Source organism: Halomonas cupida, from assembly GCF_900142755.1.
GTDB lineage: Bacteria > Pseudomonadota > Gammaproteobacteria > Pseudomonadales > Halomonadaceae > Halomonas > Halomonas cupida.
The window spans coordinates 1-25674 of record NZ_FRCA01000001.1 but is presented as its reverse complement, the minus strand read 5'-3'; the positions used below and the strand labels follow the sequence as shown (position 1 = coordinate 25674).

22 protein-coding genes are annotated in these 25674 nt (G+C 59.9%); 14 read left to right on the top strand and 8 right to left on the bottom strand.

Going from position 1 to position 25674, the window contains the following annotated elements:
* Window positions 1-73: 73 nt before the first annotated feature.
* Window positions 74-403, bottom strand: a complete 330-nt coding sequence (gene clpS / locus BUE38_RS00110) for an ATP-dependent Clp protease adapter ClpS (RefSeq protein ID WP_234986754.1) — start codon at window positions 401-403, stop codon at window positions 74-76.
* Between the two features lie 316 nt (window positions 404-719).
* On the bottom strand, window positions 720-1976 hold the full coding sequence (gene icd / locus BUE38_RS00105) for an NADP-dependent isocitrate dehydrogenase (RefSeq protein ID WP_073433011.1): 1257 nt from the start codon (window positions 1974-1976) through the stop codon (window positions 720-722).
* A gap of 314 nt (window positions 1977-2290) precedes the next feature.
* Between icd and BUE38_RS00100 the strand changes: the two genes are divergently transcribed.
* The 9 genes from BUE38_RS00100 to BUE38_RS00060 all read left to right on the top strand — a co-directional run bounded on the left by BUE38_RS00100 (window position 2291) and on the right by BUE38_RS00060 (window position 11270).
* Complete coding sequence (locus BUE38_RS00100) at window positions 2291-2899, top strand: pseudouridine synthase (RefSeq protein ID WP_073433010.1); 609 nt, start codon at window positions 2291-2293, stop codon at window positions 2897-2899.
* Window positions 2896-3345 (top strand): NUDIX domain-containing protein, encoded by a 450-nt coding sequence (locus BUE38_RS00095; protein WP_073433009.1) that lies wholly within the window; start codon window positions 2896-2898, stop codon window positions 3343-3345. The genes BUE38_RS00100 and BUE38_RS00095 overlap by 4 nt, the downstream gene beginning before the upstream one ends.
* Window positions 3346-3427: 82 nt before the next feature.
* Window positions 3428-4570, top strand: coding sequence for a tRNA 2-thiouridine(34) synthase MnmA (gene mnmA, locus BUE38_RS00090; protein WP_255320810.1), 1143 nt, complete (start codon window positions 3428-3430; stop codon window positions 4568-4570).
* Complete coding sequence (gene hflD, locus BUE38_RS00085) at window positions 4567-5205, top strand: high frequency lysogenization protein HflD (protein WP_073433007.1); 639 nt, start codon at window positions 4567-4569, stop codon at window positions 5203-5205. The genes mnmA and hflD overlap by 4 nt, the downstream gene beginning before the upstream one ends.
* Window positions 5206-5259: 54 nt before the next feature.
* Window positions 5260-6624: an adenylosuccinate lyase gene (purB, locus tag BUE38_RS00080; RefSeq protein ID WP_073433006.1), complete on the top strand. Its 1365-nt coding sequence runs from the start codon at window positions 5260-5262 to the stop codon at window positions 6622-6624.
* A gap of 137 nt (window positions 6625-6761) precedes the next feature.
* Window positions 6762-7976 (top strand): ribosomal protein uL16 3-hydroxylase, encoded by a 1215-nt coding sequence (locus BUE38_RS00075; protein WP_073433711.1) that lies wholly within the window; start codon window positions 6762-6764, stop codon window positions 7974-7976.
* Window positions 7966-8403 carry a GNAT family N-acetyltransferase gene (locus BUE38_RS00070; RefSeq protein ID WP_073433005.1) on the top strand — a complete coding sequence of 146 codons (438 nt, stop codon included), beginning with the start codon at window positions 7966-7968 and terminating at the stop codon, window positions 8401-8403. The genes BUE38_RS00075 and BUE38_RS00070 overlap by 11 nt, the downstream gene beginning before the upstream one ends.
* Before the next feature lie 381 nt (window positions 8404-8784).
* A complete protein-coding gene (locus BUE38_RS00065; RefSeq protein ID WP_073433004.1) occupies window positions 8785-10380 on the top strand; it encodes an isocitrate lyase in 1596 nt (531 codons plus the stop codon).
* A 425-nt stretch (window positions 10381-10805) separates the two neighbouring features.
* Window positions 10806-11270 (top strand): outer membrane lipoprotein, encoded by a 465-nt coding sequence (locus BUE38_RS00060; RefSeq protein ID WP_073433003.1) that lies wholly within the window; start codon window positions 10806-10808, stop codon window positions 11268-11270.
* A gap of 144 nt (window positions 11271-11414) precedes the next feature.
* Here BUE38_RS00060 and BUE38_RS00055 read toward each other — a convergent pair whose 3' ends face one another.
* Window positions 11415-11699, bottom strand: coding sequence for a hypothetical protein (locus BUE38_RS00055; protein WP_234986719.1), 285 nt, complete (start codon window positions 11697-11699; stop codon window positions 11415-11417).
* 231 nt (window positions 11700-11930) lie between these two features.
* Here BUE38_RS00055 and BUE38_RS00050 point away from each other — a divergent pair, with 231 nt between their 5' ends.
* Window positions 11931-12413 carry an FKBP-type peptidyl-prolyl cis-trans isomerase gene (locus tag BUE38_RS00050; RefSeq protein WP_073433001.1) on the top strand — a complete coding sequence of 161 codons (483 nt, stop codon included), beginning with the start codon at window positions 11931-11933 and terminating at the stop codon, window positions 12411-12413.
* Between the two features lie 121 nt (window positions 12414-12534).
* On the opposite strand, the gene BUE38_RS00045 is transcribed toward BUE38_RS00050, so the two are convergent.
* A complete protein-coding gene (locus BUE38_RS00045; protein WP_073433000.1) occupies window positions 12535-13176 on the bottom strand; it encodes a CDP-alcohol phosphatidyltransferase family protein in 642 nt (213 codons plus the stop codon).
* A gap of 88 nt (window positions 13177-13264) precedes the next feature.
* Window positions 13265-15433 carry an FAD-dependent oxidoreductase gene (locus BUE38_RS00040; protein WP_073432999.1) on the bottom strand — a complete coding sequence of 723 codons (2169 nt, stop codon included), beginning with the start codon at window positions 15431-15433 and terminating at the stop codon, window positions 13265-13267.
* Between the two features lie 275 nt (window positions 15434-15708).
* On the opposite strand from BUE38_RS00040, the gene msrA reads away from it, so the two are divergent.
* Entirely contained in the window at window positions 15709-16338 is a 630-nt protein-coding gene (gene msrA / locus BUE38_RS00035; RefSeq protein ID WP_084541629.1) for a peptide-methionine (S)-S-oxide reductase MsrA, read from the top strand.
* 35 nt (window positions 16339-16373) lie between these two features.
* Here the strand turns inward: msrA and BUE38_RS00030 are convergent, their stop codons facing one another.
* Window positions 16374-17594 (bottom strand): MFS transporter, encoded by a 1221-nt coding sequence (locus tag BUE38_RS00030; protein WP_073432997.1) that lies wholly within the window; start codon window positions 17592-17594, stop codon window positions 16374-16376.
* Window positions 17595-17683: 89 nt separating this feature from the next.
* On the opposite strand from BUE38_RS00030, the gene BUE38_RS00025 reads away from it, so the two are divergent.
* On the top strand, window positions 17684-18571 hold the full coding sequence (locus tag BUE38_RS00025) for a LysR family transcriptional regulator (RefSeq protein WP_073432996.1): 888 nt from the start codon (window positions 17684-17686) through the stop codon (window positions 18569-18571).
* A 123-nt stretch (window positions 18572-18694) separates the two neighbouring features.
* Here BUE38_RS00025 and BUE38_RS00020 read toward each other — a convergent pair whose 3' ends face one another.
* The gene (locus BUE38_RS00020; protein ID WP_307725398.1) at window positions 18695-19318 is read right to left on the bottom strand and encodes an NlpC/P60 family protein; all 624 of its coding nucleotides are present in this window, start codon (window positions 19316-19318) and stop codon (window positions 18695-18697) included.
* Window positions 19319-19574: 256 nt separating this feature from the next.
* On the bottom strand, window positions 19575-22031 hold the full coding sequence (locus BUE38_RS00015; protein WP_073432995.1) for a DUF1266 domain-containing protein: 2457 nt from the start codon (window positions 22029-22031) through the stop codon (window positions 19575-19577).
* A 488-nt stretch (window positions 22032-22519) separates the two neighbouring features.
* On the opposite strand from BUE38_RS00015, the gene BUE38_RS00010 reads away from it, so the two are divergent.
* Complete coding sequence (locus tag BUE38_RS00010; RefSeq protein ID WP_073432994.1) at window positions 22520-23965, top strand: NAD-dependent succinate-semialdehyde dehydrogenase; 1446 nt, start codon at window positions 22520-22522, stop codon at window positions 23963-23965.
* An 82-nt stretch (window positions 23966-24047) separates the two neighbouring features.
* On the top strand, window positions 24048-25340 hold the full coding sequence (gabT, locus tag BUE38_RS00005; RefSeq protein ID WP_073432993.1) for a 4-aminobutyrate--2-oxoglutarate transaminase: 1293 nt from the start codon (window positions 24048-24050) through the stop codon (window positions 25338-25340).
* The last annotated feature ends 334 nt before the right edge of the window (window positions 25341-25674 follow it).

Genomic DNA, 25674 nt, shown 5'->3' with positions numbered 1-25674 from the left:
CACAAATGCTACCGTTGCAAGTTCTCTATCAACGATAGCGCGTATACAGCACACCCTTGCACATGCTGCTCGTTCAATCTGCTGCTTCGATATCGCTCAGCAGCGGATGCTGACACTCCCTTGCATACTCATTGACCTGGTGGCTCTTGGTCTCCGCAATATCGCGGGTAAAGACTCCACAGGTTGCCTTGCCGTGGCTATGCACCGTCAACATGACCTGCACGGCCGTCTCGCTATCGAGGCTGAAGAAGGTCTGCAGCACCTTGACGACAAACTCCATTGGGGTGAAGTCGTCATTATGCAACACCACCTTGTACATTGGCGGCCTGGCCAGCTCAGGATCAGCCGTCTGCGTTGCCAGATCGCCGTCATCCTCCTCAATGGGTCGCGGTGGCCGGGTCATCCCGGCTGCCGCTGACGCCTGTATCCTCGTCACGGCGCCATTACTTGCCTTGGTCATAAGCCTCACATTGTCATCGGCGTCACGCGACAGGATTCGCGACGAAGGAACCGTTCGTTCCGCGCCCTCGGCAGTATCCTGCCGTTTGTCTCACCTGTTTGACGCTGTCCGCGTGACGGGGTTCAGATTCCTGCTTTCATTATCGGGCGATTTCTCGTCACTTTCACGCCCAATCTGCATGTCGTTGCAGATAACCCTCACGCAAGAGGCCCTCGCCCGGGGTATCCGGACGAGGGCCTCGTGTCCTGCCGACGATCGCTTACATGTTGTCAGCGATGGCCTGACCGAACTCGGAGCACTTGAGCAGCTTGGCGTTGTCCATCAGGCGATGGAAGTCATAGGTGACTTCGCCCTTGCTGATGGCCTTCTCGGTGCCCTTGATCACCAGGTCAGCGGCCTCGACCCACCCCATGTGACGGAGCATCATCTCGGCAGAGAGGATCAGCGAGCCCGGGTTGACCTTGTCCTGGCCGGCGTACTTCGGTGCAGTACCGTGAGTCGCCTCGAACATGGCCGTGGTATCGGAGATGTTGGCGCCCGGTGCGATACCGATGCCGCCGACTTCTGCCGCCAGGGCGTCGGACAGGTAGTCACCGTTGAGGTTCAGAGTGGCGATGACATCGTACTCGGCCGGACGCAGCAGGATCTGCTGCAGCATGGCGTCGGCGATGACGTCCTTGACCACGATGTCCTTGCCGGTCTTCGGGTTCTTGAAGGTCATCCACGGACCGCCGTCGAGCAGCTCGGCACCAAACTCTTCCTTCGCCAGTTCGTAACCCCAGTCCTTGAAGGAACCTTCGGTGAACTTCATGATGTTGCCCTTGTGCACCAGCGTCAGCGACTCACGGTCGTTGTCGACGCAATACTGCAGGGCCTGACGAACCAGACGCTTCGTGCCTTCCACGGAAACCGGCTTGACGCCGATACCGCAGTTCTCCGGGAAGCGAATGTTGGTGACACCCATCTCCTCGCGCAGGAACTTGATGACCTTGTCGGCTTCCGGCGTACCCGCCTTCCACTCGATACCGGCATAGATGTCTTCAGAATTTTCGCGGAAGATGACCATGTCCACGTCACCGGGCTTCTTGACCGGGCTCGGCACGCCTTCGAACCAACGCACCGGGCGCTGGCAGACATAGAGGTCGAGCTTCTGACGCAGGGCGACGTTGAGTGAACGGATACCGCCACCCACCGGAGTCGTCAACGGGCCCTTGATGGAAACGATGTAATCCTGAACCGCTTCGAGGGTTTCTTCCGGCAGCCAGGTATCGGCGTCATACACCTGGGTCGCCTTTTCACCGGCGTAGACTTCCATCCAGTGGATCTTGCGCTCGCCGTTGTAGGCCTTCTGGACCGCGGCGTCGATGGCAATCTTCATGGCCGGAGTTACGTCGACACCGATACCATCACCCTCGATGAACGGGATGATCGGATTATTCGGTACATTCAGGGTGTTGTCAGCGTTGGCAGTGATCTTTTCGCCGCCCTCGGGGACGACAATTTTCTGGTAACCCATGGAGAACTCCCCTGTCTGGTCTGTGTCAGTGGAGGGCGGAGTATAGCACTCCACCCTGGCTCCCGAGTAGAGTTTGTCGACAATCTTCCGTTTTCGCCGTTACGAGACACCACCGGCTCGCCCCAGAACATGCCCCGCCCTTCCCGCAACAGAGGAAATAATTCCTTTTCATACATATTATTACCCAGGGGCGCTCAAGAATTGGTTGCACCCGGAATCGGCTGTTCCGAGAATCGACTCCTGCACTGATCCACCGTGCCCGGAATCCGACCAGAGGATCCCGCCCCTCAACTCTCAGCACAGCACTCGTTTTCATGAGCCGAATCTATCTATTGCACAAACCCTACCGCATGCTGTCACAGTTCACGGACGCGGAAGGGCGTGCCACCCTCGCCGATATCATCAAGGTGCCCGACATCTACCCTGCCGGACGCCTCGATTACGACTCGGAAGGCTTGCTGTTGCTCAGTGATGATGGAGAACTGATTCATCGCATCAGTCACCCCCGCCACAAGCAACCCAAGATCTACCGGGTCCAGGTGGAAGGCCAGCCCAGCGAAGCCGCCTTGCAGGCTCTGCGTAAAGGCGTCACGCTCAAGGATGGGCCAACCCTGCCGGCTAGAGTTCGACGCCTCGACGAGAGCGGCCTGGCAGAGCGCCAGCCCCCACTGTGCAGCAAGCGGCACCCGGACACCTGCTGGCTGGAGCTGACCATCAGCGAAGGCCGCAACCGTCAGGTAAGACGCATGACAGCGCATATTGGCCACCCCACCCTGCGCCTGGTCAGAATCGCCATCGGCAATTGGCGGCTTGATGGGCTCACCCCCGGCCAGTGGCAAAGCCAGACACTTCATGCACCGGTGCAGAAAAAACCATTACCGGGAAAGGGACCCCACACCGCCCGCTCAAGGAGACGTCGATGACGCGCTGGACCCCCTATGTGACCGTGGCAACCGTCGTGGAACGTGCCGGGCGCTTCCTGCTGGTCGAGGAGGACCGCGGCGGGCCACATACGTTGTTCAACCAGCCCGCCGGCCACCTTGAACCCGGCGAGCGCATTCGTGACGGCGCACTACGTGAAGTCGCCGAGGAAACCGCCTGGCGCGCCGGCATCACCGACTACCTGGGGATGTACGTGTACGAGGCTCCGGACGGCAAGACCTTCCATAGCCACGCCTTCTTCGGTATGGCGCTGGCCCACCTCGGCCACGACCTTGACCGCGGCATCCTCGCCATCCACTGGCTGACCCTCGAGGAAGTGGAAGCCCTCGACCGCGATGGACGTCTGCGCAGCCCACTGGTACTCAAGCGCATCCGCGACGCCATGGCCGGCAAGTTCTATCCCATGGACGTGGTGCACGAACGATAGTATGCAAACAGCCACAAATATCGGGCAACGAGCATAACCAGCTCGTAGCTCGTAGCTCGTAGCTCGTGTATAATTTCCGCCCATTTGCCACCACCTACGTCCGAGAGTTGCCATGTCAGTGCCTACCGGCAAGGTCATCGTCGGCATGTCCGGCGGTGTCGATTCCTCCGTTTCCGCGCTTCGCCTGATCGAGCAGGGCTATCAGGTGGAAGGTCTGTTCATGAAGAACTGGGATGAGGACGACGGCACCGAATACTGCACCGCAAAGGAAGACCTTGCGGATGCTCAGGCCGTGTGCGAACGGTTGGGCATCAAGCTGCATACCGCCAATTTCGCCGCGGAATACTGGGACAATGTATTCGAGCATTTCCTTGCCGAATACAAGGCAGGTCGTACGCCGAACCCGGACATCCTGTGTAACCGCGAGATCAAGTTCAAGGTGTTCCTCGACTACGCCGAAATGCTCGGTGCCGAGATGATCGCCACTGGCCACTATGTCCGCCAGCAGGTGCGCGACGGCCGCCCAAGGCTGCTCAAGGGACTTGATCACAACAAGGATCAAAGCTACTTCCTGCATGCAGTGCCGGAGGCCGCCATTGCCCGCACCCTGTTCCCGGTGGGCGAGATCGAGAAACCCGAGGTTCGCGCCATTGCCGAACGCCATGGTCTGGTGACGGCGCGCAAGAAGGACTCCACCGGCATCTGCTTCATCGGTGAACGGCGCTTCTCGGATTTCCTGCGCCAGTACCTGCCCGCACAACCCGGCACCATTCAGACACCAGACGGTGATGTCATCGGCGAACACATGGGGCTGATGTACTACACCCTCGGCCAGCGCCAGGGGCTGGGAATCGGCGGACTGGCCAACTACTCCGAAGACCCCTGGTATGTGGCCGGCAAGGATCTCGAGCGCAACGTGTTGATTGCCGTCCAGGGCAAACATCATTCGCTACTCTACAGCGACAGCCTGGTCACCGAGGCCATGGACTGGGTGGCCGGAGAGGCACCCTTTGCCGAAGGCCGTCTCACCGCCAAGACACGCTATCGCCAGAGCGATGTACCCTGCACTATCCGTACCTGTGAGGATGGGGGTGTCGAGGTACACTTCGATGACCCGCAACGCGCGGTAACTCCCGGACAGTCGCTGGTGCTCTACGATGGCGACATCTGTCTCGGCGGCGGTGTGATTCGATCGACCTGGAATGCACAGGAGCAGGCGGCATGAACGACTCAGTCCCCATTCACCGGGCCCCTCAAACGCCCGCGGCACGCCAGGCCCTCGCCCTGGCCGGTGTCTTTCAGGCTGCGCACCTGGTCGATGAGCTGGCACGTACCGGCCAGATGGATAGTCGCGCCTGGGAGACGCAGGTCAACGCCACCCTGGAGACCAACCCTCCCTCTTTCGAATCCATCTACGGCGGACACCCCAACAACCTGCGCCTTGGCCTCGACACCCTGGCTGGCGTAGTGGGCAAGAGCCAGGCCAACCCGGTGGTGATGCGTTATGGTTTCAGTCTACTGATGCTGATGAGTCGCCTGCGCGCGCAGCCGGCCATGATGGATGAGCTGGGTACTCATCTGCAGCGTATCCAGGCGCAGGCCGAACATTTCGGCAATACCCACGAGAATGTCACCGCCAGCCTGGGCGAGGCCTATCAGAAGACCCTCTCGACGCTGAAGAACCGCATCATCGTCCAGGGTGACCCGTCTCTATTGCAGAGTCGCATGATGCCCGAACGGGTGCGCGCCTGCCTGCTGTCGGGAATCCGCTTCGGCCTGCTGTGGCACCAACAGGGTGGCCGACGCTGGAAACTGATGTTCCAGCGCAATGCCTTGAAGCGCGCGCTCGATGAACTCTGAGCCCCAAGCGAATTTCCTTACTGACCTCCTGAACCTGTAGCCGGACCAACAATCATGCAACTCTCTGCTCTTACCGCACTCTCCCCCGTCGATGGCCGCTATGGCAGCAAGGCGGAGTCCCTTCGCGAGCACTTCAGTGAATTCGGCCTCATTCGTGCCCGCGTCACGGTCGAAGTGCGCTGGCTGCAGCGTCTTGCGGCCCACCCCGAGATCGCCGAAGTCCCCGCGCTGTCCGACCAGGCCAACGCCGTCCTCGACCAGTTGATCAGCAACTTCAGCGAGGCTGACGCACAGCGCGTCAAGGACATCGAACGCACCACCAATCACGATGTGAAGGCGGTTGAGTACTTCATCAAGGAAGCCATCGCCGAGGTGCCGGAGCTCCACGCGGTCACCGAATTCGTGCACTTCGCCTGCACCAGCGAGGACATCAACAATCTGTCCTATGGCGTGATGCTCAAGGATGGCCTGAACAGCCTGCTGCCGACCATGCAGCAGATTGCCGACGAGGTGACTCGCCTGGCCCACGAGCATGCCGACCAGCCGATGCTGTCGCGCACCCACGGCCAGACGGCCAGCCCGACCACGCTGGGCAAGGAAATGGCCAACGTCGCCTACCGCCTGCGCCGCCAGCTCAAGCAGATCGAAGCAGCGGAAGTGCTCGGCAAGATCAATGGCGCCGTGGGCAATTACAACGCCCACCTCACCACCTACCCGCAGATCGACTGGGAAGCCAACGCGCGTACCTTCGTCGAGGAGCTGGGATTGACCTTCAATCCCTATACCACCCAGATCGAGCCCCACGACTACATCGCCGAGCTGTTCGACGCCGTCTGTCGTTTCAACACCATCTTGATCGACTTCGATCGCGATGTGTGGGGCTATATCTCGCTGGGTTACTTCAAGCAGCGTACCGTGGCGGGCGAAATCGGTTCCTCGACCATGCCGCACAAGGTCAACCCGATCGACTTCGAGAACTCCGAGGGCAACCTGGGTCTGGCCAACGCGATCCTCGGCCACCTGGCTCAGAAGCTGCCCATCTCGCGCTGGCAGCGTGATCTCACCGACTCCACCGTGCTGCGCAATCTGGGCGTCGGCCTGGCCTACGGTCTGATCGCCTACCAGGCGTCACTCAAGGGTATCAGCAAACTGGAGGCCAACCCGGAGCGTCTCGCCGAGGACCTCAATGCCAGCTGGGAAGTGCTGGCCGAGCCGATCCAGACCGTGATGCGCCGCTATGGTATCGAGAAGCCCTACGAGAAACTCAAGGAACTGACCCGTGGCAAGCGCATCGACCAGACCGGCTTCGCCGCCTTCATTGATGGTCTCGAGCTGCCCGACGAGATCAAGACCGAACTCAAGGCGCTGGCACCGGCCAACTACATCGGTAACGCTGCCGACCAGGCCAGACGCCTGTAGGCCGGAACCTTTACGGCTACACTGACCGATGCCTGCTGCATCCTCGCAAACCCCACCCTCTTCACTGATGGTGGGGTTTGCCCTTGAGAGATGCCGCCATGCCGACACTGCAACCTGCGTTATTCATGGAAGCCACCATGTCCGACACGACCTTCGATGCAACCTCTTCCAATGACACACCAATGACGCTGCTTGGCGGCCTCTCTGCCGAGGAGTTTCTGCGTGATGTCTGGCAGCGCAAGCCACTGTTGATCCGTGGCGCCTTCGCCGACTTCGAGAGCCCCCTGTCGCCTGATGAACTGGCAGGACTGGCCTGCGAGGACAACATCGAAGCACGCCTGGTGGAAGAACAGGGCCCGGAGGGACCATGGCAGGTCAGCCACGGTCCCTTCGATGACGCCACCTTCGCGCGGCTGCCCGAACAGGACTGGACGCTGCTGGTGCAGGCTGTCGACCACTATGTCCCTGAAGTCGCCGCGCTGCTCGAGCACTTCAGCTTTCTGCCGCGCTGGCGATTGGACGACATCATGATCAGCTATGCCCCTCCCGGCGGCAGTGTTGGCCCTCATGTCGACCAGTACGATGTTTTCCTGCTCCAGGCCAGTGGACAGCGCCACTGGCAGCTCGGCGGCAAGGTGCCGGATGATGCACCGATCATCACGGGTATCGACCTGCGCATTCTCGAGACCTTCGACGTCAACCCGCAACACGACTGGGTACTGGAACCGGGGGATATGCTCTACCTGCCTCCCGGCTGGTCACACAATGGTGTCAGCCAGAGCGACGACTGCATGACCATTTCGGTGGGCTTCCGCGCACCCTCGGCAGACGAGGCAATCACCTCGTACTCGGACTACCTCGGCGAACAGATGCCCTCGTCGTTGCGTTACAGCGATGCTGGCATGCCTCTGCCCCGTGATCCAGCCGAATTGGATGACGGGGCCCTGGAACGCATGCGCTCCCTGATTCTCGACACCCTCGACGACCCCGAGCAGATGGCTCAGTGGTTCGGTCGCGTCATGACGCAACCGAAGTATGTTGATCAGTTGGTACCCAGTGAAACGCCCACTGATGTGGATGAGCTTGTTGCCGCACTACAGGATGGCGATGAACTCGAGCGCGCCCCCGGCTCGCGATTTGCCTGGCGAGCGCGCAGCTCCGACCGCGCCAGCCTGTTTGTCGACGGTGATGGCGTACTCTGTGATATTCGCCTGGCCCGCGCTCTGGCCAGCACCGATGCCATCGATGCCGAGCTACTGGAACTGCCCGGCGCCGCGGAAGTCATCACCCAGTTGTTCGATGCTGGTAGCCTTGTGTGGCCGGATGATGAGGGCTATGACGATGACGAATGAGCTGCGTATCGAAACAGGCAGCTGGGATGAGCTGGGCGAGATAGCCGGCCATATTCGCCACCAGGTCTTTGTCATCGAACAGGCCGTCCCGGAGCAGGAAGAATGGGACGGTCGAGACCAGGAATGCCTGCATGTGCTGGTCTGGCAGGACCAGCGCGCACTGGGGACTGCTCGGCTGCTGCCTGACGGCCATATCGGCCGCGTTGCCGTACTCGCTGAGGCCAGAGGGCTGGGGGTTGGTGCAGCGCTGATGCGTGCCACCATCGAAGCCGCGCGACAATCCGGGCATACCGAAGTCGAGCTGGCCGCCCAGACCCATGCCCTCGCCTTCTATGAGCGATTGGGCTTCAGTGCCTGGGGTGAAGAGTTTCTTGACGCTGGAATTCCGCATCGCAATATGACCCTTCGACTCAACCCTCACTGCTGAAGCCCTTCCTTCCCCCCCAGGAAACATGACTACAGGAAACGTCCTGAAAGACACCTTCCTGTAGTCATACTACAACCTCTCATGCCCCCAAGTGTCTATGGTGAAACCCCATAACTATGGGCCATAGTGGTGCTCAAGGTGGCGATAAAAAGGCTCCTCAACGAGCCAGACCTCATTGTCGTGTAGTGAAGGTTTGCCGTATCGCCACAAGGTTATCTCCGGTCGTGAAAAGTCGACGACCCCAAAGAGAAAACCTGACTATACTTCGCAGGTGCAGCATAGCGGCGATGCCCCGCATCCGCCCTCCCCGCGAGAATTCTGCGGCAAGCGGCAGGCCCGCAAACCGCGTTGAGCAACCATGTGACACAGGACGGCCCGACCATGACCTTCAATGAAGAACTCAAGGCTCTGACACAGCTGCGTGAAGCCCAGCGCGGCCAGTGGGACAACATCGACGCCGCCAGCGCGGCCCGCATGCGCGTCCAGAACCGCTTCCGCACCGGCCTGGATATCGCCCGCTATACCGCTGCCATCATGCGTGAAGATATGGCTGCCTACGATGCCGACAGTGCCAACTACACCCAATCTCTGGGCTGCTGGCATGGCTTCATCGGGCAGCAGAAGCTGATCTCCATCAAGAAGCACTTCGGTTCCACCAAGCGCCGCTATCTGTACCTGTCCGGCTGGATGGTCGCCGCACTGCGCAGCGAGTTCGGCCCTCTGCCTGACCAGTCCATGCACGAGAAGACCAGTGTCCCCGGGCTGATCGAAGAGCTCTACACCTTCCTGCGTCAAGCGGACACCTGGGAACTCAACCATCTGTTCCGTGCGCTGGACGAAGCGAAGTCCGCTGGAGATGACAGTAAGGTCAAGGAAATCACGGACCAGATCGACAGCCACGAGACTCACGTAGTGCCGATCATTGCCGATATCGATGCTGGGTTCGGTAACGCCGAGGCCACCTATCTACTGGCGAAGAAGATGATCGAGGCCGGTGCCTGCTGTATTCAGCTCGAAAACCAGGTGTCTGACGAGAAACAGTGTGGCCACCAGGACGGCAAGGTGACGGTGCCCCATGAAGACTTCATCGCCAAGATCAACGCCGTGCGCTACGCCTTCCTCGAGCTGGGTGTCGATGATGGCGTCATTGTGGCACGTACCGACTCCCTCGGCGCGGGCTTGACCCAGAAGATCGCCGTCACTCAGGAACCGGGCGACCTGGGCGACCAGTACAACAGCTTCCTCGATGGCGACGAGATCCGCTCCGCTGAGGACATCAACAACGGCGATGTGGTGATCAAGCAGAACGGCAAGCTGGTCAAGGTCAAGCGCCTCGCCTCGGGCCTCTATCAGTTCAAGCCAGGCACCGGTGAAGACCGCGTTGTGCTCGACTGCATCACCAGTCTGCAGAACGGTGCCGACCTTCTGTGGATCGAAACCGAGAAGCCTCACGTCGGCCAGATCGCTGCCATGGTCAACCGCATTCGCGAAGCCGTACCCAATGCCAAACTGGTCTACAACAACTCCCCGTCCTTCAACTGGACCCTGAACTTCCGTCAGCAGGTGTTCGATGCCTGGCAGGAAGAAGGCAAGGACGTCTCCCAGTATGATCGCGCCGAACTGATGAACGCGCGCTACGACGAGACCGAACTGGGCCAGCAGGCCGATGAGTGGACGCGCAACTTCCAGCGCGACGCCTCCCGCGAGGCTGGCATCTTCCATCACCTGATCACCCTGCCGACCTACCACACTGCCGCCCTGTCCACCGACAACCTGGCCAGGGGCTACTTCGGCGACGAGGGCATGCTGGCCTACGTGGCAGGCGTACAGCGCCGTGAGATCCGCGAAGGTATCGCCACAGTCAGACACCAGGACATGGCCGGCTCCAACATCGGAGATGATCACAAGGAATTCTTCCACGGCGACGCCGCACTCAAGGCCGGCGGCAAGGACAACACCATGAACCAGTTTGGCTGATCGAGCTCACGCTGTTGTTCCGGGGAGGCCATCGTGCCTCCCTTTTTTCGGCCTTCGAGACGCGAGCTACGAGCTACGAGCTACGAGCAGACCAGGGTCCAGCTTCGAGACACGAGCCACGAGCTGTCCAGTGCCGCCCCGGGGTTTTAGACAACCCCAGCTTCGAGCCGCGAGCCAGTTATGTTCGTTCCAGACGGGCAAACGCACTTCCCACATCCCGCTTATAGCTTATAGCTTATAGCTCGAGCGTAGCGTGCTCGTAGCTCGTGGCTCGTGGCTCGTGACTGGGAGCACCGACAAAAACCTGACAAACTATGCTGGTATAAGGAACCTGCTTCGAGAGAATATGTCCAACTCGGCAATGGATTATTCTCGAACAGCGTTTGCAAACTAGCAACGCCGCATATCACGCAAGGAGACCTCTCATGACGCCCCGTATTCTTCCCGTTCTGGCAATCGGCCTGATGACCCTCGCCGGCTGTGCCAATACCTCACAGTACTCGGGTAACGTCTACTCCGGTCAGGGAGCACAGACCGCCCAGACAGTACAAGTGGGTACCATCACCGCCCTTCGTCAGGTGCAGATCCAGGGCGAATCCAGCGGTCTTCTCGGCGGTGGTGGTGGCGCGGTACTCGGCGGCTTGCTCGGCCATCAGGTCGGCGGTGGGTCGGGTCGTGACATTGCCACGGCGGTGGGCGCCATCGGTGGTGCTGTGGCCGGCAGCAAGATCGAGGACTCGGCCAATCGTACTGCCGCCTGGGAAATGGAGATCCGCAAGGATACTGGCGAGACAGTAGTCGTAGTGCAGAAAGCTGATCAAGCCTTCCAGGTCGGCCAACGCGTACGCCTGATCGGCAGCGGATCGCGGGTCAGCGTCGCCCCCTACTGATCCCGTCGCACATCTCTACACGATCGATACAAGCACGAAGGCCCGCAGCATCGCTGCGGGCCTTCGTGCTTTGTTACGCCTTCATATTCTGGTGTAACAGGGCTGAGTGAGTACAACCTCAGCAAACAGCGGTCTCAGCAAGGATCAGTGAAACTTCACCTTGCTCATCAGCCAGCACCCCAGCTTGACGCCGATCAATACCAGCAGGCCGATGATCAGCAACGTCATCAGCATATCGATCGGCGACACGATGGTAGTCGCTACCAGCACCGCAATGGCCGGACACCACACCCAACGATCATCGTCACTGCGCAATACCGTAGGGAGTAGACGATCCAGAACCGCATTGACCGACGAATCCCAGCTCTTGATCAGCAAGGCAAGGATAACGGCAAAGGCAATCAACCAGATCACGGATAACAGCATCATGAACTCCACAGAAGTGACGTAATTAGCGAACCTGCAACAGGAAACCTGTCAGAGGGTAGCCCCAGCGCCCATGGTGCGCAACTGCCATGGAGCCACACACCAATGTATCTGGCCGGGGTTGAATATTACTCAGTCTATGACACCTCAAACTGAAATTTGTCCCATCCCATGACAGTCCCTTCCCTGACGCGTTACCATGGTTATTTACACGCACTCACCAAAGGTTCATCAATGCAGATTGCGCAGAATTCCGTTGTCGCGTTCCACTACACCCTGACCAACGATGCAGGTGAAGTGCTTGACAGCTCCGAAGGCCGCGAGCCGCTGACCTACCTCCACGGCGCCGGCAATATCATTCCGGGCCTGGAAAAGGAACTGGAAGGCAAGGCCTCCGGCGACAAGCTGATCGCCAAGGTATCAGCAGAAGAAGGCTATGGTGAAGTCCAGGACCAGCTGGTTCAGGAAGTCCCGCGCGATGCCTTCCAGGGCGTCGAGAGCATCGAGCCGGGCATGCAGTTCCAGGCGCAGACTCAAGGTGGACCGCTGATGGTCACCGTGACCAGTGTTGAAGGCGACACCGTCACTGTCGACGGCAACCACCCGCTGGCTGGCCAGAACCTGAACTTCGATGTCGAGATTACTGACGTGCGCGAAGCCAGCCAGGAAGAGATCGAGCATGGCCACGTGCACGGACCGGAAGGCCACCAGCACTGACCAGCCCGAGCGAAGGACCGCAGCAACCGAAACCTGCGTAATCCTGAGCACACGGCTTTCAAACTCCGGCTTTCAGGCCAGAACCTGAAAGCCGGTCCAACCCCTGATTCAGCCTTCTGAATCAGGGGTTGTTGTTTTCCGGGCTGGTCTTGACGCTCTTGAGCGTCCAATAACCTCCCCATACGCGCGTCGTCGTGGTCACCAGACAGGCCGCAGCAAAGAGCCAGGCCAGGCTGGCAAAATGCTGAGGCCAGACACAGAAGGCAATCAGCACCGCCACCGTCTCGGTACCCTCAGTGAGCCCATGGAGATAGTAGAAGGCCTTGCGCTGGAAGTTCGGTCGCTGCAGGTGATGACGTGTCGCCATGATCGCAAAGGCCAGGAATGACGTTCCGGTACCAATGAAGGAAAACAGCAATACCGCAGCCGCCAGACCATTTCTTTCGCTATCAGCCAGTGCAAAGCCCAGCACCACAGCGGCGTAGAAGACAAAGTCCAGCGCAATATCCAGAAAGCCACCGGCATCACTGGTCCTGCCTGACTGCCGCGCCAGAGCACCATCCAGCCCATCTCCGATACGGTTGAGCACGATTACCAGTAGTGCCCAGCCATATGCCCCGATCGCCAGCAGCGGCAACGCCAGTATCCCGACCAGAAACGCTACCAGAGTGACCTGGTCCGGCCTGACATTCCAACGCTCGAGAACGACGGCCAGGCGTTGCAGCGGCTTCTGCGTCAGCGGCATGGTCCAGCGATCCAGCATGCGTTCCTCTCTTCCTTCCAGTTCGCATTGAACGACCGTGCCCGACCATCAGGCCGGGCACGGTCGTCACCTTCCAGCAGCCAGCGCGTTACTGATTACCACCGCGCCGCCACTCGAAATAGCGCGCCAGCCAACCCAGCAGCCATTCAGGTTTGTGGGCATTCTTCCATACCCCGGCGGCCGCCTTGACGGACTCCGAATAGGTCGGGTAGGGATGAATGGTGCCCAGCAGCTTGTTCAGTCCAATACCACGGGTCATGGCCAGAGTGAATTCCGCCAGCATCTCGCCTGCCCCGGTACCGGCAATGGTGGCACCAAGAATCCGATCCTTGCCGGGGACAGTGAGCACCTTGATCACTCCCTGCTGATTGCCATCGGCAATGGCACGATCCAGCTCCGCCAGGTCATAACGCGTCACTTCATAGGCAACGCCCTGCTCAAGCGCTTCACGCTCGTTGAGGCCAACCCGAGCCACCTCCGGGTCAGAGAAGGTCACCGCCGGCAAGGCTCGATAGCTTACCGTAAAGCGCTTGAACTCACCGAACAGCGCATTGACCGTTGCGTGCCAGGCCTGGTGCGCACTGGCATGAGTCAGTTGGTAGGGGCCCACAACATCACCACAGGCCCAGACATTGGGCAGCACGGACTGCAGGGCTCCATCGACGTCCAGAGTGCCGTTGGGCCGCGTGGCCACGCCCAGCGCCTCCAATCCCATCCCCTCGACATTGGCCTGGCGGCCGATGGCCACCAGCAGCTCATCGAACTCGATGGATGCCTTGCGCGTTGCCCCATCCTCGTCGATCTCGACCTCCAGACAATGGCACCCTTCAGTGCCACCATAGGCCACCACCCGCAGGGCCCGTGTCGACAGGTGCAGCTTGACTCCGTCATCGCTCAGCCCCGTTCTCACCAGGTCAGCGATATCGGCGTCCTCTCGCGGGAGCAGTTGGTCCCCCATTTCCACCAGACTCACCTTGCTGCCCAGACGCGCAAAGCTCTGCCCCAGTTCACATCCGATCGGCCCACCACCCAACACTACCAGACGTTCGGGTAGCGCCCCCAGTTGCCAGAGATTGTCCGACGTCAGCACGGTGATATCGTCGATACCCGGCAGCGGCGGAATGCGAGGCCTGGCGCCACTGGCGATAATCACATGTCGAGTGGTCAGCTCGCGCTCACCGATTCGTACCCGCCACGGGTCAATCAGCGTCGCCTCACCCTTGATTACATCAACACCGAGCCCCCGATAGCGTTCAGGACTGTCGTGAGGCTCCACTTCGCGAATCGCATCCTGGACGTAACCCATCACCCGAGCGAAATTGATTCGGGGCTCATCAACCTCAATACCGAAGCGTGATGCATGGCGGACTTCCTCTACCGATTTCGCGGCACGAATCAGCGCCTTCGAGGGAACACAGCCGGTATTCAGGCAATCTCCTCCCATCTTTTCACGCTCGACAAGGGTGACCCTGGCGCGGACCGCGGCGGCAATATAACTGGCCACCAACCCTGCCGATCCCCCGCCAATCACCACGATATCGCGATCAAAACGGGTCGGACGATCAAACTGACTCGCCAACCGTCGACGCTTGAGCAAGGCCACCAGCGCTCGAGCCAGCCACGGGAAGACGCCGATCAGAGCAAAGGACAGAATCAACGTGGGCGACAGGATACCGGAGAGCGATGACAGGCTCCCCAGTTCACGTCCGGCATTCACGAATACGGCGGTGCCGGGCAACATGCCCAACTGGCTCACCCAGTAGAAGGTCTGCAGCCGCATGCGCGTCAGCCCCATCACCAGATTGATGACAAAGAACGGGAAGATCGGAATCAGACGCAGCGTAAAGAGATAGAAAGCGCCCTCTCGCTCGACTCCGGCATTGATGCGCATCAACTGCCGGGAAAAACGCGTCTCCAGGCTGTCTCGCAACAGGGTCCGTGCCAGCACTGCTGCCAGGGTGGCGCCGATGGTACTGGCAAAGGAGACCAACAGCAGTCCCGTCCAGAATCCGAACAGCGCCCCTCCCAGCAACGTCAGCAACACCGCCCCGGGCAGGGACAGCGCGGCCATGACCACATAGATCAGTAGAAAACCACCGGCGACCGTCCAGGGTGACTCCTGCCACCACAGCTGAAACTGCGCATGTTGGGACTTGATCGCTTCCAGCGTAAAGATCTCATTGGCACCACTGAGAAAGAACGCGGCAACCACAACGGCAACGATGCCGACCAACAACCCTTTCCGTGTATTCTTCAACTGCACCTCCTCGTCGGGCTGCTACACATTCTCGCAACGCAAGGGGAGATTATGCCGTCTCTCTGCCATCAGCGTTACATCGGCTTACGTTCACACTGTCGTGAAATGAGCGCCGTTCCTTACATACCTATCGACTCCTGGCTTCCAGCGATGTCTCATGTGCCAGTGGTACCTCATGTGCCAGTGGTATCTCCTGTGTAAGTTATCCGGGACGGCCGCGACCAAGACTTATCACAACATCACCTATCCACTCGCCTGAAATGGAGTCACCAACGATGGCAGCACTCAAGTTCGCGAGATCCGGCCTGATACTCGCTCTGGCCTCGGGTATCACCCTTACCAGTAATCTGGCCCTGGCCGACACGGAGAAAGCCGTCTTCGCCGGCGGATGCTTCTGGTGCATGGAAGAAGCCTTCGACAAGATTGAAGGCGTAACGAAGACCACTTCGGGTTATACCGGCGGTACCACCGAAAACCCGACCTACAAGGAAGTCGGTGGCGGCAACACCCAACACGCCGAAGCCCTGGAAGTGGAATACGACACGGATATCGTTGACTACAACGATCTACTGTATGTGTTCTGGCGCAATATTGATCCCTTTGTCGAGAACCGCCAGTTCTGCGACTCGGGAAGCGAGTACCGCAGTGCCCTATTCCCGCTTGATGACGCACAGCGCGAAGCCGCAGAGGCCAGCAAGGTGGCAGTTGCCGAACACTTTGGCGAGCCAATCGCCACCGAGATCAATGCGCCGGCCACCTTCTATCCCGCCGAGGAGTACCACCAGGATTACCACAACAAGAATCCGGTACGCTATCGCCTGTACAAGAATGGCTGTGGCCGGCCAGACCGGCTTGAGGAAATCTGGGGCGACGAGGCGGCACCTGGTGAAGTTCCTGACGCCTGAAACACGCCGGAGCAGCGGCTGCCGCTGCTCCAGCATCAGCGCTCCACTTCAGTCGTGCAACCTGTCGCGAGGCCAGTGGGCCGTGCCTGGCGGATTCCCAACCAGATGGCCAGCCCCAGGGTGATCAGCAGCACCAGACATGAGCCCAGCGCAATTCCCGGCCAGCGCGTCCAGAGCCAGAACGGCTCCATCCACAGGGGCCCAAGACTCGCACCGAGGTAATAGAACACCAGGTAAAGTGCCGAAGCACTTCCCCGAGCCTGTGTGGCCTGGCGTCCGACCCAGCCGGATGCCGTGGCATGGCAGAGAAAGAAGCCGAAGGCGCTGATGGTCAGCCCCACCACGATCCATGCCAGAACCGGCAGTAGCGTGATGGCTGTACCGATCATCATGATCACGATGCCGGCAATCATGTTGCCCGTCGCCGACAACCGGGATGCCACCCGAGCAGACAACGACGAACCGAGCGTCCCGCCCAGGTAGGTAAGGAACAGTAATCCCAGCCAGTGGGCGTCGAGGTGGAAAGGTGCATCGGCCAGACGGAATGTCATGTAGCTGTACTGGTTGATGAAGACCAGAAAGTTCAGCCCTCCCACCAGATAGGCCCCCAGCAGCAGAGGGTTGCGCAGGTGACCAGCCAGACTTCCGGCAGCACGTGATACCCGAAAGGATTGCGGGCGGAAGGACGTCACCGGCGGCAGCAATCTCCAGAACACCACCACCCCCGCCAGGGTAATGACGCCAATGCACATGAAGGCTATGTCGGGACTCTGCCAGTCGCCGATGGAACCGCCCAGCACACGGCCCCCGATGCCGCCAAGGGTGTTGGCAGCAATATAGAGCCCCACGGCCGGCGCGATCGCCGCCGGCTCGAATTCATCCCCCATCCAGGCAATCGCTACCGCCGGCAAGCCTCCCAGCGCCAGCCCCTGCACCGCACGCAACACCAACAGGCTATCGATGTTCGGTGCCCAGGCCAGCATCAGCGTGACAAGCGCAGCACCCAGCAGTGACAGCCGCATGATACCGCCGCGGCCAATGGCGTCCGACAACGGCCCATAGATCAACAGTGAGGCGGCGAGTGTCAATGTGGCCAGTGACATCACCAACCCGATCATCAGCGTCGATACCTGATAACTCTCGCGCAGATCCGGCAGCAGCGGCTGGGGGGCATAAAGATTGATAAACACCAGCATCGACCCCAGGCAGAGGGCCAGAGTCGCGCGCCACCAGGCAGGGGACTTCACTTCGATCATGAACAATCTCCAGTTGGATGTGGTCATGATCCATGTTTCACTTCCATCACACCAGAAGAAGGAAACGATGCCAGCCATCACTTTTACTTATGGCCCTGCCTTTTGATCTACGCGCTCTGAGCGTCTTCGTCACCGTCGTCGAGCAAGGCAGCTTCAGTGCTGCCGCTCGTGTCCAACATACTGCACAGTCGGCAGTCAGCCAGACGATTGCGGGGCTGGAGCGACGTCTGGATACGCCACTCTTTCACCGTCAGGACCGGCGCATAGCGCTGACGCCAGAAGGAGAGGTGTTACTGGAGCATGCTCGGCAGCTGCTGACACAGGCCGATGCAGCCCAACTGGCGATGAGCGAACTCAAGGGGTTGGTCAAGGGAGAAGTACGCATCGGCATTCCCTCGATGCTTGGCTCGTACTATCTGCCCCCGCTCCTCATGGGCTTCAAGTCCAGCCATCCCGGCATCCAGCTCACCGTCATCGAGGCAGGCGCCCGTCGTCTGCAGGGCTTGATTGCCGAACGCAAGCTGGACCTTGGCATCATCGTCGATGACAAGGATGGCCCGGAGATGGAACGCCACCCATTGCTGACAGAGGAGATGGTAGTCTGCGTCCCCAGCGAGCATCATTTCGCTGAACGTAACAGCGTTCGCCCTCAGGATTTCTTCGCCGAGACACTGGTACTTTTCCAGGACGGCTATTTTCACCGGGAATTCGTCGACCAGATGGCAGAACGCCTGAACATGAGACCGGACATTGCCTTCCAGTCCAACCTCATTCCTCTGACCAAAGCCATTGTCCGTCAGGGGTTCGGCATCACCACATTTCTCCGCCGGGTCATTGATGAACCCGGCCTCAAGGCGGTGTCCTTCGACCCTCCCACCTGGCTGACGCTGTCATTGGCATGGCAGCACGGCAGCTACCTCTCGCGGGCCGAACGCGCCTTCATCGACTATGCCATTGCGCACAGCAACTTCCTCTAGCTACCGGGCAAGGCCCCTGGTCTCGGGCCAAAAATGCCGATGGCCGGACTCAATGAGCCCGGCCATCCCGAGAAAAGATCCTGAATCATCTACCGAATCATCCAGGAAAATACGCGACATTACCTATCCGCCGTAACTGCTACCATACGCCAGCTGACGCAAGGAAAGCTGGGTTGGCTCCACTGGACGGCGTGCCTGCCAGTAGTAGCGCGACCAATAACTGTTATTGAGCTTCGAGATCATCACGCCGCGTGACGATGACGCATGCATGAAACGGCCATCGCCGACATAGATACCGACATGGCGATTTCCCGGCGGACGGAAGAACACCAGATCACCGGGCTCAAGCTCGGTGCGTGAAATAGCGACTCCGGTATTCACCTGACGGCTGGTGGTGCGGGGCAACTCGACCTGGAAGGCTTCGCTGAAAACATTCTGCACCAGTGCCGAACAGTCGATGCCATTGAAGGAAGTACCACCAAGCCGATATGGCGTTCCCGCCCAGCGCTCGTGCTCATCCATCAAGGCATCACGAATGGCGCCAGTGGGGTCGGTGAGATAATTGTCTGCGGCGGCCAGCGACTGACCTGCAGACATGCTGGAAGAGGCGCTGTCAGCAAGGGTCGGCATGTTCTGGGAGTAGTACCCATCGTCCGCAATATCCTTCTGACTGCTTGATGCACAACCGGTCAGTACGCCGGCGAAAAGAAGCACCGCAGCGGCACGGTATGTCGTTACGACACTCATCTGAAAGTCATCCTCGTTCCCTGAGCCATACCAGGCCATGAGGTCGTGTGCCTCGACCAATGCCTGAGAGCCGCTGTGGTAGTGACGCATGACGAATTAGGTGTCACTGCCATAACGCCCCGAGGGCTCATTATTGGCGTTATCAACCTTCTCTTGGCGGAAGGTCTTCTGCTTGACAGAAGATACTAGCCAATGTCCAGCGTTTTTACGATAGTGCGAATCATATTTTTTGGCATTTTCTGCCACATTCATTTACTCAGTGCAGGGTTCGGCCATCTCCCGGCAGTGTATCGATGTGCAGGGGTGCCCAATGTCGTGGGCGCGCACCCGGATAATCCAGGCTTGCCCAGCTACCGGCCAGAGGTGGCGCAGCGGTCAGCCATCCCACCAGTGCCTGCTGAAAACTCGCGAGGAAAGACTCCCGCTCCTCGGTTTCGCCCATGAAAAACGAGAATCCGGCATACAGACCCTGAGCATAATCCTGCCAACCCGCATAATGCTGCGATGCAAGGTGATAGCCCCTTTCCAGCATCGACTGAAAATCTTCCGCCGACAGCCACCCCAATTGTCGACCGGCAATTGCCAGATCAATTGCCTGAGCAAGATCCCAGGCACACAGGTCCACCTCGTTGCATCCATCGGTGTTGTCGCGCACTCGGGTCAAGCGAGCCAGATGGTTACGCTCTTCCTCATTACACTCACCAGACTCCAGGGTTGCTATCTCTGAATTCAGGCGTGCGTGATTGAGCGTATAAGGTGCGTAATTGATCTGGTATTCCTGGCGATCCCCTGCCTCGAGAAGGAAGTTGACGAAATCAATCAGCTCGGCGGCGCTGTGCAATCCATAGTGACTATCCACCCAGTCGAGAATCGACGAACCCTCACGTTCGCTTTCCACATGCGGCATGCTCCAGGCAGCACTATTGAGTGGCCCGACCAGCGAAAGCGCAGTGAAATGCGTCAAACAGGGACGCTCACCCGGCTCCTGCCAGGCCCCGCTCGACCAATCGAGCCAATGGAAGAGGCTTCCCGGGTCATCGAGATGCCAGCGAATCTCCAGCGACAGCGACGGCTGATCCGGTTCGGGGAGAAGCCCATCCCAGGTATCCCAGGCATCCAGAAGGCGCCTGGCCGATGAGTAGAAGCGACACAGGACGTCCTTGAGACTCACCGCCATCTGCTGTAGTTGCTCGGCATCGAACTGGCCGCTGTCCATGGACATCAATAGATAGAAAGCGTATTTCTCGGCCATATGAATGGTCGCGGAGTGACGCGTCGCCGATGCCAGGGAGTCACGCGCCGCAATATCGTTGCGCGGCACACTGCCGAAGGGAGTATTGGGAGGCGGTAACGCACGATGAGAAGCATCCGCCGCCAACTGGTTGAGATGGTGTGCCTGAGCAGGAAGCCAATAACGCACCAGAGCCCCTGCTCCTTCATCGGCATGCAGGTCAAGACTCTCGGCCAGATACTTGCGGGCCTCAATGGCACGACTCTCCGGCACGTCCACCGTCGGCCCCTGCCGTGTCGCCAACTCGGGTTCACGCACAGCAGCCAACGCCAGCACCCAGTGCCGCGCATCGCCACGCCATTGACGAATGTACTGTCGTGATGCCTCGATGCTGTCCGCGTCAAGCAGACCGTTCAGCGATATCCGCCATGGGCTGACCCGAGAGGTCATCAGCAATTGCCAGTCCTGAGCCAGCAATGGCAGACGATCAAGACCTTCAAACAGGCTTCTGCCTCTCTGCCATGAGCGTGCCAGAGCACTCCAGTCACTGTAGCGGCGCAGCACCAGATCACCGGCATGCGTGGCCAGAAGGCAACTTTCCTCGTCATCCAGCCAGCCCGCGCAGAGCCCTGCCCAGGCCAGATCAACAGCCCGCAACCAATCCCAGGCCGCCCACTCGAGGGGCTCGCCCTGCTCGACATACTGACGCAGCAGGCGGCCATAGTTGCGCTCACGAGGCCCCAGCCCCTCGCACCAGGCGAGCCGCTCTTCGGCACTGACCTGCATCAATCGTGCGGCATCGATATCCCATGCCTGGCGATCCCCCTGGCTACACAGCCACAGAATCGCACGGACCAGATCATCATGTCCGTTGACCTGCCAGACATCCTGCAACCAGACCATTGCATCCGGCCAGTCCAGCTCACTTGGTGTGGTAGTCAGAACCGGAGAGAAGCCAGCTCGCAGCCGCCAGATGTGTTGCTCATCGGCATCCGGCCACAACCTCTCGGGCGAAGCCTTACCCAGAGCCTCTCCAAGCAGTTCCCAGGTGACACCTTCGTGCTCGGCTTCAATCCGAGACAGAGCCTGACAGGACTCGAGCAAGCCTCCATCACCGATGACCCAGCCATCCTGACTACGTTCGGCACATAGTGCCTGCAGCCAGTTGTCCAGATCCGCAAAGTGCTCATAAATGGCTCGACAATGTGAGCGTCCCCACTGCTGGGCCTGGTCGCGGCTCAGCCAACCCGCAGCACCAGCCAGCGCCGAGAGTTCCAGCCCTGCCAGCAGCGAGGAAGCAGACACCTCGACCCCGGCTCTCAACTCGACGAGGCGCCAGGCCAGTTCGCCACGATCCGTTACCTCCAACGCAGACAGCCGTTCGCCTGCTGCCTCTTCGGGCAACATCAAGGGATCTGGCATGAAGGCCCAGTCGCACAGCACCAACTGCTGGGCCCACCAGGCATCAACAACATCAACCAAGGCACACCTCGCCAATAGGGTCACTCGGCACCACCGACGTCGAGAAACGGCGGCACGGTAATTCGGCGACACAGTCTACCGGAAAGCAGCCGCTACGCCGATGCCTCATGGCAATCTATTTGAAGCTGTGAGCTACGAGGCGCGAGCTTCGAGCGGCCATTGCAGAATTTCGCAACACGTTGCCGACCTAGAGGTGTAGAACTAGCCACCTCTGCCCACCAGACCGAGGACCATCAGCGAATTCCCCAGTAGCTCGAACCTCGAACCTCGAACCTCGCAGCTCCTGGCTCCTGGCTCCTGGCTCGTAGCTCGTAGCTCGCGACCCACAGGGAAGTGGGAAGTGTGCATGTTCGTCGGGAACGAACATGTGCCAGCTCGTAACTCGTAGAACCCTGACACAAAATTCTCTCATCTCCCCCTTGGCGGAGTGTTTCAAATAATGCACACTCGTCAAACATGACACAACACCCCCTGTTTCGGAGCGCTCCATGACAAGCTTCCAGGATCTGATCATCGACAAGGCATTCATTGGCGGCCAGTGGTGTGGCGCCGAGAGTACCTTTGCCGTTACCGACCCCGCGACCGGGGAAACTCTTGCCCAGGTACCGGAGCTCAGTGCCGACCAGGTACGTGATGCCGTGGCTGCAGCCGATGCGGCCTGGCATCCCTGGAAGCGCAAGACCGCCAAGGAACGCTCTGCCCTTCTGCGTGCCTGGTTCAATGCCATCATGGCCAACCAGCAGGCTCTCGCCGAACTGATGACCCGCGAGCAGGGCAAGCCGCTGGCCGAAGCCATTGGTGAGGTCGCCTATGGCGCGGCCTTCGTCGAGTACTACGCTGAAGAAGCCAAGCGCATGGCGGGAGAGACGTTGCCCGGCCATGGTGCCGACAAGCGCATTCTGGTATTCCGTGAACCGGTAGGTGTCGTCGCCGCCATCACGCCCTGGAACTTCCCGTTGGCGATGATCACTCGCAAATGCGCACCTGCACTCGCGGCCGGCTGCACCGTGGTGATCAAGCCCGCCGAGGCCACTCCACTGACTGCTCTGGCATTGGCGCGTCTGGCCGAGGAAGTCGGTATTCCGGCTGGCGTGATCAATGTCGTCACCTCCAGCTCCCCCCGTGAGGTCGGCCCGGTACTGACAGGAGACCCACGAGTGCGCAAGGTATCCTTCACCGGTTCCACCGGGGTTGGCAAGATCCTGCTCGCACAGTGCGCAGACACGGTGAAGAAGGCTTCGATGGAGCTGGGTGGCAATGCGCCTTTCATCGTCTTCGACGATGCCGATCTTGATGCGGCTGTCGAGGGTGCAGTGGCCTCCAAGTACCGCAACTCCGGTCAGACCTGTGTATGCACCAACCGCCTGCTGGTTCAGGACGGCGTCTACGATGTCTTCGTCGAGAAACTGGCGCGCCGCGTCGCCGAGCTCAAGGTCGGCAATGGACTCGAAGCTGGCGTGCTGCAGGGCCCGTTGATCAATGCAGCAGCCGTCGACAAGGTACAGGCGCATATCGCCGATGCTGTCGGCAAGGGAGCTCAAATCGTGTGTGGTGGCAAGCCACACGAGTTGGGCGGCACCTTCTACGAGCCCACCGTATTGCGTGATGTGACGCCAGAAATGCGCGTGGCTCGCGAAGAGACCTTTGGCCCGCTGGCACCAGTCTTCCGCTTCCACAGCGACGACGAAGCCATCGCCATGGCGAATGATACCGAGTTCGGCCTGGCCGCTTATTTCTATGCCCGCGACTACCGCCGAATCTGGCACACGATGGAAGCGCTGGAATATGGCATGGTGGCGGTCAACGAAGGCATCCTGTCTACGGAACTCGCGCCCTTCGGCGGCGTCAAGGAGTCAGGACTCGGGCGCGAAGGCTCCCGTCACGGTATGGATGAATACACCGAACTCAAGTACGCCTGTGTCGGCGGTCTGTAAACAGTGATGGCTTTCCCGCCGCCATGCGGGTAGCGACAACAGCAACTACGCTAACCAGTCACCCTCCAGTGGAGACCTAGTCATGAATAACGCACAGCTCAACGAACTCAAGGAACGCTATGTCGCCAAAGGTGCGGCCAGCCCCGCCACCGCCTTTGCCGATCGTGCCGAAAACGCGCAGATCTGGGATGCCGACGGCAAGCGTTTCATCGACTTTGCGGGCGGCATCGGCGTACTCAATATCGGCCACCGTCACCCGAAGGTAGTGCAGGCCGTCAAGGACCAGCTCGACCGTGTCATGCACACCTGCCAGACGGTGATGCCCTATGAAGGGTATGTGAAGGTTGCCGAGAAGTTGTCACAGGTGGTGCCGGTACGTGGCGACGCCAAGGTGATGCTGGTCAACTCAGGTGCTGAAGCGCTGGAGAACGCCGTCAAGATCGCCCGTGCCGCCACCGGCCGCAACAACGTGATCTGTTTCGATGGCGGTTATCATGGCCGGACCTTCATGACCATGGCCATGAACGGCAAGGTCGCCCCCTATGCCAGCGATTTCGGCACCATGCCCGGTTGCGTGTTCCGCGCGGGCTATCCGGTTCCCGAGCATGGCATCAGCGAGGAGGAGTCGATCCGTCGTCTGAAGATGGTACTCAAGACCGATGCCAACCCGGCGGATACCGCCGCCATCGTGCTCGAGCCGGTGCTGGGTGAAGGCGGCTTCTACGCGGCCCCCGCCAGCTTCCTGCGCAAGATCCGGGAGATCTGCGACGAGCACGGTATTCTGATGATCGTCGACGAAGTACAGAGCGGCTTCGGCCGTACCGGCAAGATGTTTGCCATCGAACACAGCGGCGTCGAGCCGGATCTGATGACCATGGCCAAGAGCATGGCTGCCGGCATGCCGATCTCCGCCGTGGTGGGTACCGCGAAGCATATGGATGCCTCCTGTGCCAATTCCCTGGGCGGCACCTACTCCGGTAGCCCGGTTTCCTGTGCGGCCACGCTGGCGGTACTGGACGTATTCGAGGAAGAAGACATTCTCGGCAAGAGCCGGGCACTGGGTGACAAGCTGGCGGAACGCTTTGCCAGGTGGGAAAAACAGTTCGATGCGGTGGTACATCCGCGCAATCTCGGCTCCATGGCCGCCTTCGAGCTCAACAATGCTCAGGGTGAACCGGCACCGGAACTGGCCGCGGAACTGTGCAAGCGTGCCCGCGAGCAGGGTCTGATCCTGCTGTCCTGTGGCATGTTCGGCAATACCATCCGCTTCCTGATGCCGGTCACCATCGAAGACGAGCTGCTTGAGGAAGGCATGGCCATCATCGAGCGCAACCTCGAGGCAATGGTGGGCAGCAAGGCCGCCGCCACCGCCTGAGAGCACGCGGACATCGACCGCGATTGAGATATTCCATGTGACTTGACGCCACCGGTAGCCCGGTGGCGTTTTTTTGGCTACGAGCTACGAGCTGGCACATGTTCGTTCCCGACGAACATGCACACTTCCCACTTCCCTGTGGGTCGCGAGCCTACGAGCTACGAGCTACGAGCTACGAGCTACGAGCTGGCAAGGATGTGTTTCAGTCAACGTACGCTACAACTCATATTCGTGGGCCGTCGATCGCCTACTTGTCCCCTCTCGGGTATTAACCCGGCATGCTTTCATGTTGGGTTGATTGCGGCACAGGGATGTGCCGCCGTCGGCCATCAGG